Genomic DNA, 13,659 nt, shown 5'->3' with positions numbered 1-13,659 from the left:
CCTGATTTAGTTCCAATCCGTCATGCCCATGCTCCCGGCGGGAGCCAGCCCGCAGCAAGTACGGCAGCCAAAAAAACGACCTGAAGCACGGTTCGCGGGACAAGCGGCATCACCGTTCTGCCGTCCAGAGTCAGACGGTTATTCGCCGCATACACGTTGGCCGGAAACATGGCCAGCAGCATCAGAGCGAGCCCGGTGGAAGCCGCACCAGACATGACCGGAATCATGATCCCGACGGCGCCGGCGATTTCCAGCCAACCCGTCAGCGTAACCCATGCGTCCGGCTGCGCAATCCGCGGCGGCACCATGGCGACCAGCTCGGCGCGGCGTTTACCCCAATGGGCCGATGCGGTCAGCAAAAACATGACGGCTACCGCAAACCGCAGACTGATAATCCAGTCATTCATATACTCCCAGCCCAACCAGCCCATCAAGCGGAATCCTAACAGTGAAATGATCAATCCAATCAGCGGGGCCATTCTCTCACCTTCCCTGGTTTTGTTAGCTCTATTATAAATACCGACCATCGGTTTGTAAATAGGAGATATGTAGATATTTGCAAAAAAAAAAGGCTGGTGCTCTAGGCATCCAGCCGCTGCAGCACAGCCAGCACGGTCAGATGCAGCGGATAAAACGACCGCCACACCCATGCCCTGACTCTGGCTTGCTCGATCTTTTTCCATAAATAAGGCCCGTATACAATCACCAGGGTCGGTACGATGCTCAGCATCTGCAGAACAGCCCCTCCTCCGAATGCTAACAAATACAGTATGTTCAGCAGCAGATGGGCACCCAGCAGTTTTTCGGAGGAAGCATACCGGAAGGCAAGCACCAGCAGCAAGCCGTATGCTCCGTAATCAAACGGGAGCCCTTCCATGAGAACGCAAAAGGCCAGAACGATTCCTGCTTTGGCCGCCATGGACAGATTGCGCTCCAGCATTTGCAGGACGGCGGCTGCCACGAACAGCGTTACGACCACGTTCAGCCCGTCCGGGTCCAAAGCCAGTTGGTACGGGATCTGGGAGAGCAGAGCCAGTATAAACAGCCTAAATAAATATTTGGTCCGGCTTCGGGTAAAATAATGTCCCTGTACGAGTGCATAGGCGTAAATCGGAAAAGCGATCCTTCCGATCACCCTCAGCCAAATTTGATCCGGAAAAAACACGATCCCTGCATGATCGATCAGCATCGTCAGCATGGCGATCAGCTGCATGTCCTTCCTCCTTTCGGATAACCCGTGGGCGTCATTCCTCATGCGTTTATTGTACTTGAGATGCTGGATGGATTTCAAAGCTGATGTGTCCCCAAAAACTTGCTTGTATCTGTTATGATTATATTCGTGGATAGACGAATTTTTGAATGACCTTCCAAGGAGGAGAACAGCTTGAACTTTCATCAACCAATCGAACGTATAAATACAGATTGTTTTAAATGGGACGACCTGAAGCGGATCTTCGGCGTGTCCGACGTCCTTCCGATGTGGGTAGCCGACATGGATTTTGCCGCACCCGACGCGGTCATTTCCGCGCTGAACAGCCGCGTAGAGCACGGGGTATTCGGCTATACGATGCAGTCTGATGCGTATAATCAAGCCGTCGCGGACTGGATGAAGAGCCGCCACCGGTGGTCCATCGACAAGGAATGGATCGTCTTCTGCCCAGGCGTCGTGCCCGCCCTCAGCTTCATCGTACAGGCGTTTACCGAGCCGGGAGACAAGGTTGCCATCCAGACACCGGTATACCCTCCCTTTTACAGCGTCGTCACCGATCACGGGCGGGAGCTGGTGCAGAACCCGCTGAAGGAGCAGGACGGATATTACACGATGGACCTCGAAGCGCTTGAGCAAAGCCTGGACGATCAGGTCAAGCTGTTCATCCTGTGCAGCCCGCACAATCCGGTGGGCAGGGTATGGCGGCGCGAGGAGCTGGAGGCGGTTGCGAAGCTCTGCATGGAGCGCGGCATTCTGATGGTGTCCGACGAAATCCATGCGGACCTGGTCTATGAAGAAGGGACCCATATTCCGTTCGCAAGTTTATCCGAGCAGATTCAGGAGAACTGTATCATTTGTACCGCGCCGAGCAAAACGTTTAACATCGCTGGGCTGAATACTTCCAATATCATCATCCCGAACGATTCCATCCGGCGCCGGTTCAAAAAGACCTTGGAGCTCTATCATGTCAATTCGATCAGCACGCTCGGCAGCGCAGCCACCCAAGCCGCCTACAATGACGGGAAGGCTTGGCTCGACGAAGCGCTGGCGTACATGAAAGCGAACATGGAGTACGTAAGTGAATATTTGACTGAACATATTCTGGAAATCAAGACCCGGGTGCCTGAAGCGACGTACTTGATGTGGCTCGATTTCCGCGCGCTGCAGATGTCGCCCGACGACCTGGAACAATTTCTGCTGAATAAAGCCAAGCTTGCCCTGAACAAAGGTTCTGCTTTTGGCAAGGAAGGCGAAGGCTTTATGCGCCTGAACATTGCCTGCTCCCGCTCCCTGGTCGAGGAAGCGATGAAGCGTCTTGACCAGGCGGTCCAGGAATGGCGCAAGGAGCAGCAACAAGAGAAGCAAACGGTGTAAAAGCAGCATAAATCTTCCCCAAATTAGGCATTAGACTAAAAGCATGGTCCGAACAAGCGGCAACCGGCTTGCGTAGGCTTCCCGTACAGGGCCGCATTCGCTCCGGGAGCCGCTTTTTTCTTGCTTCCGGTTCAGAATTGGCCGCTAAGGCTGGTTCGCAATCTCCCTTCCCTCCCCTTTTGAAAAAAATCAAACAAAATCATAAGATTCACATCTCGAAGCCGGCAGCGCCAACCTTTTATGATGAAGTTGAACGTATCGACAGCCATAGGTATCGCCCTATCCGGAGGTGATTTATGAATCATTCTGCACAAGTCGTCCTGATCACGGACGCAGACACTCCTGTTGGCAGAGCATTGATCCGGCGTTTTTCGGCCGGCGGGGCCCATCTCGTGCTGAACAGCGCATCCGGCGGCGCTGAGGCGGCGGCTGAAATCGCTGCAGCCCGGACTGCAGGCGCGGGCGTCATCGTGACGAGCCTCGACCTGAGCATCGGAGCGAACGCGAGCCAGCTGATCGAGACCGCGGAGCGGGAGCTCGGCGGACTGGACGTCCTCATCCACAATCATGATCTGCTCGCTCCCGCTTCCGTCGAGAACTGCTCGGAAGCGCTGTTTCACGAAGTGATGAATGCGAATGCGAAGTCCGCCTTTCTGTGCACACAAGCTGCAGGTAAGGCGATGGCATCCCGGGAGTCGGGCTGCATCGTTTTTGTTTCGTCGATCCATGCCGAGAAGCCGACTGGCTCGTCCTTTGTCTACAGCGCGTCCAAGGGAGCCGTAAAAATGCTGGCGAAGGAAGCGGCACTGGAGCTCGGGCGGCACGGCATCCGCGTCAACACGATTGAAGCGGGTCCCGTCCAAGGCGACGATGAACGCTTTTGCAGCTCGCTGACGACGCTGTATCACAGCTACGAAACCAAGGTGCCGAGCGCACAGCTGGGAAGCGCTGAGGATATCGCCCAAGCCGCAGGCTTTCTCGCTTCCGAGGAAGCCCGCTACTTGAACGGCGCGGATCTCCGGCTGGACGGAGGCTTCCTGCTGCACTATATGGACCATAAAATGAAACGGCCAAAGGGAGGCGATTCGCCATGAGCATGGCAGGCAAGGTCGCCCTGGTGACGGGAGCGGGAACCGGCATCGGCCAGGGGATTGCGCTCGAGTTCGCACGCAGAGGCGCAAGCGTAGCGGTCCACTATAACCGCAGCGAGGCCGGCGCCCTTGAAACGAAGCGGCAAATCGACGAGGCCGGCGGGGACTGCTTCATCGTGCAGGCGGACGTCGCCAGGCAGGACGAGATTGCCGCGATGGTAAGGGAGGTCGAGAATCGCGGCGGCGGTATCGACATCCTGGTCAACAATGCCGCTGTGCAGCTGAACTACGACCTGTTCAAGCATGATGAAGAGACGTTCGGCCGGATGATGGATACGAACGTAAAAGGCTACTGGCAGTGCATTCAGGCCGTCGTTCCGGCCATGAAGCAAAAAGGCGCCGGCCGCATCATTCTCATCTCTTCGGTGCATGCGAAGCGGCCGACCGACTTTGACCCCGTCTACGCGATGACCAAAGGCGCGATCCGGATGCTTGGAAGGGAGAGCGCCATCGAGCTGGCCTCGTACGGCATCACGGTGAATATGATCGAGCCGGGAGCCGTCGACGTCGGCAAATATGAGCGCATATTAGCGGACGATCCCGACGCGCAGAAGAAGCTGGAGGAGCGGCGCAAGCGCCAGCTGACCAAGTTCCCGATGGGACGCGTCGGCGTCCCGCTCGATGTCGCCAGGCTCGCGGCCTTCATCGCCTCGGACGAAAGCGAATATTTGACGGGCTCCGCCATCCGACTGGACGGCGGAAGCATGCTGCTGTAACGGAACCATCCAATAGGGGGAGTGATTTCATGATTAACAAAGAATCTTACGAGCAAACGCTGGCCCATGTAAGCACGGCTTCGAGACCCTCGGAGCTGAAGATTACGGACATCCGCTTCACCGATATCGTCGGGGGGCCTTTTCACAGCAGCCTGATCAAGGTATATACCAACCAGGGACTCGTCGGCTTCGGGGAGGTCCGCGACGGTGCGGACAAAGTATATGCCCTCATGCTGAAGAGCCGCCTGCTCGGCGAAAATCCCTGCAACATCGACAAGCTGTTCCGGCGGATCAAGCAGTTCGGCGGCCATGCCCGCCAAGGTGGCGGCGTCAGCGGAATCGAGCTCGCGCTGTGGGACCTGGCCGGCAAAGCCTACGGAGTGCCGGTCTATCAGATGCTTGGCGGTAAATTCCGCGATAAAATCCGCATGTACTGCGATACGGAAGTTGTCGGCAAAGATACCGGCAAGGCGATGGGCGAAGCGCTGAAGAAACGGATGGACGCCGGCTTCACCTTTCTGAAGATGGACCTCGGCATCGGACAGATTATCAATGAGCCTGGCACGCTGAGCGCTCCGCTTGGTTTCCTCGAAGAGATGAGGGAAAAGTCGAAGCGCCGCTATAATCAGAACTTCGACGGATTGTCGGAAGACGAGCTGCGGGAAATTACGAACCGCCACTACGATATTTACAACATCCCCCATCCCTTAACCGGCATTCATGTCACGGAAAAAGGACTCGATATGCTCGAGCAGTACGTCGCGGACGTCCGCTCCGTCATTGGCTACCAGGTGCCGCTCGCCATCGACCATTTCGGCCATATCGGGCTTCAGGACTGCATCAAGCTGGGCCGGCGCATCGACAAGTTCAACCTGGCCTGGATGGAAGACATGATTCCTTGGCAGTATACGCAGCAGTACGCCCAGCTGTCCCGGGCCGTCACCACGCCGATTTGCACGGGCGAGGACATTTATCTGAAGGAGAATTTCAAGCCGCTGCTCGAAGCGGGCGGCGTCTCCGTCATCCATCCCGACGTCCTGACCACCGGCGGCATTCTGGAAACGAAGAAAATCGGCGACATGGCCCAGGATTACGGCGTCGCGATGGCGATCCATATGGCGGAGAGTCCGATCGCCTGCCTGGCGGCCGCCCATGTCGCCGCCGCGACCGAAAACTTCCTGGCGCTCGAATACCATTCCTGCGAAGTAGATTGGTGGGATGACATCGTTATCGGCAGCAGGCTGCCAGACAAACTCGTCCAGAACGGATACATCACGCTGACAGACGCGCCCGGTCTCGGCATCGACGATCTGAACGACGAGGTGCTCGAAGAACATGTCCACCCGGAGATCGGCGGCGTCTGGGAGTCGACCGACCAGTGGAACAAGTTTTATTCCAACGACCGGCTGTGGAGCTGACAGCGGCGGCAATATGAACCACCCGCACGGCGGAACGCTGTGCGGGTGGTTTTTTCTCGTATGAATGACGACAGGCAGTCGCGTGAGAAGACGTTATTTATGGGCTTCTCTTACTTCCTCTTCCCCTTTGCCATGAACGAGATGAAACACGGAGTACGGAGATTCCGGCAGCTGGAGCAGGCGCTGCGGTATCCCCCGCAAATGCTGATCGAAAAATGAAGCGAGGTACGCCCGCTCAGCCGAGATCATCCTGGCGGGATCAACCGTTCCGTCCATTTCATCGACGACCTGCACCGGAAGATCCATCTTATTTTGAAGCATAGGCAGGATGAACTGATAATAGGTAAACGAAAAATGCCGGGCTGCAGGAGCATTCAAATCCAGCTTCGCCCCCTTCGAGTGAACCCAGAACGACTTCCATGACGGAGACGTTTCATGGGTCCACGGTTCGCCGTTAACGCTTGAGCCCAGAAACATGAACGGCCGGTTCAAGCCGCCCTTCGCGACCGGAGACAGCCCGTTCCCCAGCAGAAGATCGCCTTCCATATTGACTCCGGCCAAAATCCGTTTGTCCGAATACATCAGCTCAGCCGCGGTAAAACCGCCCGCAGAATGCCCGAACACGCCGACCTTGGACAGATCAAGGACTTGATCGAGATGTTCCGGCAGCCGGCGCTTGTCCGCATCCGGATTACCGCCCGCTTTCAGGGCAGCCAGCTCATCCAACACAAACTGGATATCTTGAACACGCGTCGACATCACGGTATTCATTAATCGTAAGCTGTCGGTTTCCGGCAGTGTCTGCACTTCGATGCGTCCGCCCGGAAACTCGACTTCAGATGCCTCGTATGTATGATCTACCGTGACAACGACATATCCGCGCTGACCAGCTCTTCGAACAGGACGGTACCGAATTGCCGTGAAACCGCAAAACCTGGCGAATACAGCACAACGGGACGTTCCCCCGCTTGAGTCTTGACGTTAGCCCCGGTACAAGCATGCGTATCGACATTCGTCCAATCGATCTGATCTGGACCTATGCCTACGGCAGGATTGATGCTCTGACTGAAATGTGCTGCGGCGGCGGGCTGCAGGTACATCGCCGGCTTACACTCCCCGCCAGGCAGTGAAGGATACCACACGCTTACCATCAGTTCCCTGCTTTTCCCTTTAACCCAAGGATCGGACCGGTCCTTCTGCACCAGGTGAAGGTCCACCTTACCTAAAGAATCCTCCCCTGTCGGTACGGGCAGAGCCAGGCGTATCGGGGCTGCCTTCTCTTCCTCCGGATTCGGCGGCTGGGCCTTGGGCTTGGACGTTTTGTGAAACCGTCAAGAGCAAGGCGGATAGTGTCATGACAGCGGCCAGCCTTTTCCAATGGGTAAGTGCGTTCCGATTGTTGAACATGAAATCACCTTCCTATTGGTGAAATAAATAATCCTAGTTCAACAATAAGAATGAAGCCTTAAGATACATTAAAGAAAAAGATTAAGAATGGATTAAGTCTGGGAAGAAGCATCCAGTCAAATCTAAACAGGCACGGACCCATGGATCCGTGCCTGTCTGGAACTCATCGCCTATAGCGGTCGACTGCGATTTGATGACAGATTTTAGTTCGTCACCGAAGCCCGGCTCATCTTGGCCGCCGCTTCCATCAGTCCGGTAATATAGCCGACGCCGTACAGGCGGCCGAGCAGCTCATAACCCGGGTTCGTATTGTCTTCGCCTTCCATCGTCGGCACATGATCCGGTCGCGCCGGCCCGTCGTAGCCGACCTCGTAATAGGTCTTCATCGCCTCGAGCATATCCGTCTTGCCGTCGTCATGGAAGGTCTCCTCGAACTTCTCCGGCGTACCCTTGACGTCGCGGAAGTGAACGAAGAACAGCTTCTTCTGCCCGGCGAACTGGCGGATGACCGCCGGAATGTCCTCGCCCGCCGTTGCCAACGTTCCCTGGCACATCGTCATGCCGCTGTACGCGCTCGGCACCAGATCGATCGCCCGCTGCAGCGCAGCCGCGCTCGTGAGAATCCGCGACACACCGCGGATCGGTGAGATCGGCGGATCGTCCGGATGGAGCGCCAGCTTGACCTGGGCGGATTCGGCGACAGGCACGATTTTTTCCAGGAAATAGTGCAGGTTCTCCCACAGCTGCGCTTCGGAGACGATGCCGGCTTCCGTCAGCGGGGCATCCGCCATCAGGCTGTGGTCATAGCTCGATACAAGCGCCCCTCCACGCGTGCGGGTCGTCGTCGAGGTGCGGAACCAGTTAAACTGCGCCATAAAATTGTAGCAGAGCACGGGAATACCGGCCGCACCCATGTTGACGATGAACTGCTGGAAAATCTCAATCTCCTCATCGCGGCCGGGCGTCCCGAGCTTGATGTTGTTGCTCGGCGGCATCGATTCGATGACGGACAGCGTCAGTCCGAAGTCGGCGTACCGCTGCTTCATGCGGATCAGCGGCATCAGATCCCACGGCTTCTCCGACTTCTCTTCCCACGGCAGGCCGCCGACCGCATAGTTCACGTTCATTTGCTTCGCCAAATGCCACAGCCGGCTCGGCTGCGAAGAGAAAAACTCCGCCAGTTGCATGGAATGAACACCTCTTTCGAATAAACGTTCTCATAACATTCTCATAAAAATTAGAATACAATTCAGGATAACAGCAGCCCCGTCTCACGAACAGAGCAGCTTCTTCCTGCGGTGTCCGCGCGGATGGATATTGCCGCTGACCCGCGATGCTTCCAGTTCAACGGAACCTTAACAAGATACGTTACAGACAGTCGCCTTTCGGGAACTCTGTTTCCCGAAAGGCGCTAATTCCCCGGCTCAGTTTCCTGCTTTGGCCGCGAGTTCTTTGCCAAGCTTGTCGATCTTGTCGAAGGCCTGCTCCAGGCTCTGCTGGCCGAATGTGACCGCATCCATCTCTTTCTTGTAGGCGTCCACCCATTCCGTAAATCCGGGAGCCGGCGAGTAGAACGGCAGCGCCTTGTCGACGGACTGATCGTAAATCTCTTTGCCGAGCTTATCCTTCGCTTCCAAGTTCGGCTCGAGCTCCTTGTAAATTTCCGGATTGATCGGAATACCGCGGGTCAGTCCAAGTGTTTTTCCCGCTTCCTTATCCGTCACGAACCATTTGACGAAATTTTTTGCCTCTTCCTTGTTTTTCGAATTCGCGCTGACGCTCAGGAAAATAGTAGACTGTGCCCAGCCACCGCCGGAGGGACCGGTCGGCATATTAACGACGCCCACTTTGCCCGGCATGAGCTGCTCCAGCGCACTGACCGAACCGGTTGTCGCTCCCCGGGTCATGACGACGCCGGAAGCCATCGGATCCGCCTGCGGGTCGTTCTCCAGGAATGAGGCCGCCTGGTCCGCCGGAGGCACGATTTTGTCCTTGCGGAACTGTTCATAGGTTTGGTAGAACTTCATGAACAGATCTTTGTCCAGCGTGAACGTTTTGCCTCCGTCGGCCATGATCGGCGGCTTGCCCATCGACGTCTGGTAGTAGTTGAAGCCGTCCCATGACGTCGTGTCGCCGATCGGATACTTGCCTTCCGGCAGCTTGGCGCGGGCGTCCTTCGCCCATTGGAAATACTCGTCGTACGTCCAATCTTTATGCGGCAGCGGGATGCCGTATTTCGCCAGATCCTCCTTGTTGAAGGCGATCCCCTGCGCGTTCTGGCTGAGCGGAATGCCGTACAGCTTGCCGCCGATCTTCAAATTCTCAATGACGCCGGGATCGACGATGCCGGTCAGGTCGATATCGGACAAATCCTCCAACTGCCCCCGGCTGACGTACTCCTGCAAATAGGCGGCGTCCATCTGAAGGACATCGGTGATCGTTTTCGATGCCGCCAACGTCGGCAGCTTTTGCCAGTAGGCGTCCCAAGCCATATATTCCGGTTTGAATTTTACGTCCGGATGCTGCTGCGTGTACAGGTCCAGCGCTTTTTTGGTCGCTTCGTGCCGTTCGTCCGTGCCCCACCACATGATGCTCAGCGTCTTTCCGCTCCCGCTTCCGCTTCCGTTTCCGCCCCCGCTGCAGGCCGTGATCGCGAAGAGCAGCGCCAGCAGGAGAGAGACAAGGCTCATCCGTCTCATGTTATTCATCTTCCGATTCCCCTTTCGTTTTGTTTCAGCCGATTGTTTCGTGAACCTTAGTACCGCTGCAAGCTAACCTTTGAGGCCGGTCGTCGCGATCCCCTCGACAAAATGCTTTTGCGCAAATAAAAAGATAAGCATGGACGGGAGGACGGACAACAGCGACATGGCGAGCAGCTGTCCCCATTGGATATCGAACTGGTCGATGAACATCCGCAGTGCCAGGCCGACCGTAAACTTTTCGACCGAGCTGATGTACAGCACCTGCGCGAAGAAATCGTCCCAACTCCAGATAAAGGTGAAAATCGCGACCGTCATGAGCGCCGGCTTGATCAGCGGGAAAATGATCCGAAGGAAGATGCCATACACCGACGCGCCGTCGATTTTCGCCGCCTCGTCGAGGTCCCGGGGAATGCCCCGGATAAACTGGACCAGAAGGAAGATGAAGAACGCTCCGCCGCCGAAGAAATGCGGCAGCACCAGCGGCACGTAACTGTCCACAAAGCCCAGCTTGTTAAAGAGAATATACTGCGGAACGATCGTTACCTGTCCGGGCAGCATCATCGTCAGCAGCAGGATGGAAAACCAGAAGCCCCGCAGCTTGAAGCTCAGCCGGCCGAAGCCGTAAGCGACGATGGCGGCGGTCAGCACCCCGCCGAAGACGTTGCCGACCTCCATCAGGAGCGAATTGCCGAAGAAGTGGGCGAACGTGTACTCGCTGGAGAAATGCCAGCCCTTGCTGTAATTTTCCCACATCGGCGTCTTGGGCCAGATCGTCGGCAGGCTGAGCTCTTCGGTCTTTTTCAGGGAGGCGCCGACCCACCAGATAACCGGGTACAGCATGAGAAGCGAGAACAAGGACAGAAACAGATGATTCGTTACCTTGGACTTCAGCTTCACTTCGTTCCCCCTCCTTCCGATTCGTAGAATACCCAGTAGCGGGATGCGGCGAAGTTCACGATGGTCAAGAGTGCAACAATGGCGAGCAGGATCCAGGCCAGCGCCGAGGCATATCCCATCTGGTAATGCTTGAACGCCTTCTCGTATAAATACAAGGCATACACGTAAGTGGAGTTGACCGGACCGCCCTTCGTAATGATAAATGCGGAGGTAAAGGTCTGGAAGGAGCCGATGACGCCGAGGATCAGGTTAAAAAACATGACGGGAGACAGCATCGGCAGCGTAATGCTGATGAACCGGCGGATCTTTGCGGCGCCGTCTACGGCCGCGGATTCGTACAGCTCTTGCGGGATCTGCTTCAGGCCGGCCAGGAAGATGACCATCGTCGAGCCGAACTGCCATGTGTTCAGAAGAATAAGTGTGCCAAGTGAAGTGTCGGGATTGGAAATCCACCCCACGCCCTGGATGCCGAACCAGGCGAGCACCTGGTTGATATAGCCGTCGAGGCCGAACATGTTGCGCCACAGGGCTGCCACCGCAATGCTTCCGCCGATCAGCGAAGGAAAATAGATGGCCGTCCGGTACAGGTTCATGCCTTTAAGCTTCTGATTCAGCGCCATGGCCACGAGGAGCGAGAAGAACAGCTTCAGCGGCACGGAGAACAAGACGAACAAGAAGGTGACGCCGAGTGATTTGGTAAAGGTCGAATCATTCGTAAAAATGTTGACGTAGTTTTCGGTTCCGACCCAGACCGGGTCTTCCAGCAGCGAGTAGTCGGTAAAGGACAAATAAAACGATTGGGCGATAGGCCACAGCGTAAGCAGCAAAAAGCCGATGAGCCACGGGGAAATAAAAATGTAACCCGCCAAATGGGTGTCCCCGGTCTTTATGCGCTTTCGGACGGCGCGTCGGGTCTTCTCCGCTTCGGCTGTCGTTTTCGTTTCTGCAACCATCCTTTTCATTTCCTCCCCTCTTGCATTCCAAATCATAAAAATGTTTGTAGTACTACTTTATTCGAAAGCGGTTTCATGATTAAAGGCGACGATTTTACGATAATGTTTGTTTTTTTAAAATCCGTCTGCGCCTCTCCCCGGTCCTTCCAACGTCTGGTGGAAAAAATGATGATCGCTTCCGAAAATGTCAAAAGAAAAACGTCTATCGACGTAATTTCAAAGAAGACAGACCGCATCTATCTGAAGTTTTTCTTTTGTCTACTTATAAGAACGACTTCAGATGTATCCTTCATAGAAGTTGGTTTACTTATAAGAGAAACCTTAGATGTATCTTTCAATGGTGTTGGTTTACTTATAACGAACAAAACTTAGATTGGTATCGTTCCAGGAGTTTGTTTACTGACAACGAACAGATTGCGATGTTGTCTTCCAAAAGGTGGACAAATGCACTCTATCTTTGCTCTCCGTCATTGTCCCATATATCAGTTGGAATCCAGATGTTAATACAAGATGTAGAGACTTTTTCTTTTAAGCCGCCCGCAGAAGAATATAGTGTCGTGTCCATCTTTTGTAAGACATAACAAGAATATGTCCGTAGGATAAGGACTGAGAATGTATGAATGCTATTTCAAAATGAACAGTGCGGAGAAAAGACAGATTGATTTGAGATTTGCGGAGTGCCGGGAAGCAGCTGATTGGTTTAAGATCTGGAGAATGTCATAGATAAGCTTTGCGATGACCGAATGGTTCAGTTCTGCTGAAAATTTATAAATTCGATGATCTTAAGAAAGTCACATCGACAAAACGGAAGCCGTCCTTAACAATGGAATCAAGCACTAGGTTCGAAAGCATCCATAGATCGAGGAGGGATTTTGGAATGAAATTTGACAATCCGGAAGATATCATTCAATTGACGCCGCAGTGGAAGGGCGAGCGGTTCGAGAACGGACGGCCGAAGGTGCCCGAAGACGTGCTGAGAAGAATCCGCAAAATTACGCTGGAAGAAGCGTGGGGGCCGCTCTGGCACCGGGGTTACAAATTCCAGTTTGAAGGGGACTTCAAAATCGTGCATCCCGACCAGGTCATGGTGGGACGCGCGGTCACCGCGGTCATGGTACCGCAGCGGCCAGATCTGCATGAGACGCTGCTGAACTACGGGCATGAACAGGAAGGCCGCAGCGGCTTCTTCAACCAGTGGGTGATCGATTCCCTGGTTGAAGATGACGTCGTCGTGGTCGATATGTTCGATAAAGTCCACCTCGGCACCTACGTCGGCGGCAACCTCTCGACGGCGATCTCCACCCGTACAAAGCGCGGCGGGGCCGTGATTTGGGGCGGCATCCGCGACAATCAGCAGGTGTCCGAAATCAAGAACATCAACGTCTATTACCGAGGAAGCGACCCGACGGCCATCGGCGAAGTCACCATGGTGGGCATGAACGTGCCTACCCGGATCGGCAAGGCGATCTGCCTGCCGGGCGACGTCGTACTGGGTACGCCGGCCGGCGTCATCTTCATCCCTCCCCATCTGGCCGAGCTGACGGCCGTGCAGGCGGAGAAATCGCAGGTGCGGGACATCTTCGGCTTCGTCCGGCTCAAAGAAGGCGTCTATTCCACTGCGCAGATCGACGCCTCCTGGACCACGGCGCTGTGGGAGGACTTCACCCGGTGGTTCGAAAGCGATGAGGCCGCCGCCGAGTACCGGCATCTGAACTGGGAGTCCGAGCTTGCGGAAGCGCGAAAAAACGAGCTCGACGGTCCGCGGAGCGACGTGCGGCTGTAACGGGTTTCCACAAAAAAAAGGAAGCGGGCTGAATGCCTGCTCCTTTTT

The 13,659-nt window shown here is 55.4% G+C and carries 13 protein-coding genes; 5 read left to right on the top strand and 8 right to left on the bottom strand.

Annotated elements, in window-relative coordinates:
- Positions 1-20: 20 nt before the first annotated feature.
- Both FHS19_RS31025 and FHS19_RS31020 read right to left on the bottom strand, forming a co-directional pair.
- Positions 21-479 carry a DoxX family protein gene (locus tag FHS19_RS31025; RefSeq protein WP_183586713.1) on the bottom strand — a complete coding sequence of 153 codons (459 nt, stop codon included), beginning with the start codon at positions 477-479 and terminating at the stop codon, positions 21-23.
- Between the two features lie 101 nt (positions 480-580).
- On the bottom strand, positions 581-1,213 hold the full coding sequence (locus tag FHS19_RS31020; protein WP_183586711.1) for a TraX family protein: 633 nt from the start codon (positions 1,211-1,213) through the stop codon (positions 581-583).
- A 171-nt stretch (positions 1,214-1,384) separates the two neighbouring features.
- On the opposite strand from FHS19_RS31020, the gene FHS19_RS31015 reads away from it, so the two are divergent.
- From FHS19_RS31015 to FHS19_RS31000, 4 genes are all read left to right on the top strand, one after another.
- Positions 1,385-2,584: a MalY/PatB family protein gene (locus FHS19_RS31015; protein ID WP_183586709.1), complete on the top strand. Its 1,200-nt coding sequence runs from the start codon at positions 1,385-1,387 to the stop codon at positions 2,582-2,584.
- A 296-nt stretch (positions 2,585-2,880) separates the two neighbouring features.
- Complete coding sequence (locus FHS19_RS31010) at positions 2,881-3,678, top strand: SDR family NAD(P)-dependent oxidoreductase (RefSeq protein ID WP_183586701.1); 798 nt, start codon at positions 2,881-2,883, stop codon at positions 3,676-3,678.
- The gene (locus FHS19_RS31005) at positions 3,675-4,451 is read left to right on the top strand and encodes an SDR family NAD(P)-dependent oxidoreductase (protein ID WP_183586699.1); all 777 of its coding nucleotides are present in this window, start codon (positions 3,675-3,677) and stop codon (positions 4,449-4,451) included. Before FHS19_RS31010 ends, FHS19_RS31005 begins: the two co-directional genes overlap by 4 nt.
- A 29-nt stretch (positions 4,452-4,480) precedes the next feature.
- Positions 4,481-5,869, top strand: coding sequence for a mandelate racemase/muconate lactonizing enzyme family protein (locus FHS19_RS31000; protein ID WP_183586698.1), 1,389 nt, complete (start codon positions 4,481-4,483; stop codon positions 5,867-5,869).
- Positions 5,870-5,962: 93 nt separating this feature from the next.
- Here FHS19_RS31000 and FHS19_RS30995 read toward each other — a convergent pair whose 3' ends face one another.
- From FHS19_RS30995 to FHS19_RS30970, 6 genes are all read right to left on the bottom strand, one after another.
- Positions 5,963-6,676 (bottom strand): alpha/beta hydrolase, encoded by a 714-nt coding sequence (locus FHS19_RS30995; protein ID WP_183586696.1) that lies wholly within the window; start codon positions 6,674-6,676, stop codon positions 5,963-5,965.
- 50 nt (positions 6,677-6,726) lie between these two features.
- On the bottom strand, positions 6,727-7,086 hold the full coding sequence (locus FHS19_RS30990; RefSeq protein ID WP_183586694.1) for a hypothetical protein: 360 nt from the start codon (positions 7,084-7,086) through the stop codon (positions 6,727-6,729).
- Positions 7,087-7,479: 393 nt separating this feature from the next.
- Entirely contained in the window at positions 7,480-8,463 is a 984-nt protein-coding gene (locus tag FHS19_RS30985) for a mannonate dehydratase (RefSeq protein ID WP_183586692.1), read from the bottom strand.
- Positions 8,464-8,700: 237 nt separating this feature from the next.
- Positions 8,701-9,984, bottom strand: coding sequence for an ABC transporter substrate-binding protein (locus FHS19_RS30980; protein WP_183586690.1), 1,284 nt, complete (start codon positions 9,982-9,984; stop codon positions 8,701-8,703).
- 63 nt (positions 9,985-10,047) lie between these two features.
- On the bottom strand, positions 10,048-10,818 hold the full coding sequence (locus FHS19_RS30975; RefSeq protein WP_076173753.1) for a carbohydrate ABC transporter permease: 771 nt from the start codon (positions 10,816-10,818) through the stop codon (positions 10,048-10,050).
- A 53-nt stretch (positions 10,819-10,871) separates the two neighbouring features.
- Positions 10,872-11,837 (bottom strand): carbohydrate ABC transporter permease, encoded by a 966-nt coding sequence (locus FHS19_RS30970; protein ID WP_376772005.1) that lies wholly within the window; start codon positions 11,835-11,837, stop codon positions 10,872-10,874.
- Positions 11,838-12,705: 868 nt separating this feature from the next.
- Between FHS19_RS30970 and FHS19_RS30965 the strand changes: the two genes are divergently transcribed.
- The gene (locus FHS19_RS30965) at positions 12,706-13,611 is read left to right on the top strand and encodes an RraA family protein (protein WP_183586686.1); all 906 of its coding nucleotides are present in this window, start codon (positions 12,706-12,708) and stop codon (positions 13,609-13,611) included.
- Positions 13,612-13,659: the final 48 nt, after the last annotated feature.

It is taken from the genome of Paenibacillus rhizosphaerae (assembly GCF_014192015.1).
GTDB classification, from domain to species: Bacteria; Bacillota; Bacilli; order Paenibacillales; family Paenibacillaceae; genus Paenibacillus_AQ; species Paenibacillus_AQ rhizosphaerae.
This window is presented reverse-complemented; position numbering and strand designations above follow the sequence as displayed.

Bases quoted from the DNA above. Each gene is read 5' to 3' on its own strand.
- FHS19_RS30970 (WP_376772005.1), bottom strand. From the start codon at position 11,837: ATGAAAAGGATGGTTGCAGAAACGAAAACGACAGCCGAAGCGGAGAAG.
- FHS19_RS31020 (WP_183586711.1), bottom strand. From the start codon at position 1,213: ATGCAGCTGATCGCCATGCTGACGATGCTGATCGATCATGCAGGGATC.
- FHS19_RS31000 (WP_183586698.1), top strand. From the start codon at position 4,481: ATGATTAACAAAGAATCTTACGAGCAAACGCTGGCCCATGTAAGCACG.
- FHS19_RS30980 (WP_183586690.1), bottom strand. From the start codon at position 9,984: ATGAATAACATGAGACGGATGAGCCTTGTCTCTCTCCTGCTGGCGCTG.
- FHS19_RS31025 (WP_183586713.1), bottom strand. From the start codon at position 479: ATGGCCCCGCTGATTGGATTGATCATTTCACTGTTAGGATTCCGCTTG.
- FHS19_RS30985 (WP_183586692.1), bottom strand. From the start codon at position 8,463: ATGCAACTGGCGGAGTTTTTCTCTTCGCAGCCGAGCCGGCTGTGGCAT.
- FHS19_RS30965 (WP_183586686.1), top strand. From the start codon at position 12,706: ATGAAATTTGACAATCCGGAAGATATCATTCAATTGACGCCGCAGTGG.
- FHS19_RS30975 (WP_076173753.1), bottom strand. From the start codon at position 10,818: ATGCTGTACCCGGTTATCTGGTGGGTCGGCGCCTCCCTGAAAAAGACC.
- FHS19_RS31010 (WP_183586701.1), top strand. From the start codon at position 2,881: ATGAATCATTCTGCACAAGTCGTCCTGATCACGGACGCAGACACTCCT.
- FHS19_RS31005 (WP_183586699.1), top strand. From the start codon at position 3,675: ATGAGCATGGCAGGCAAGGTCGCCCTGGTGACGGGAGCGGGAACCGGC.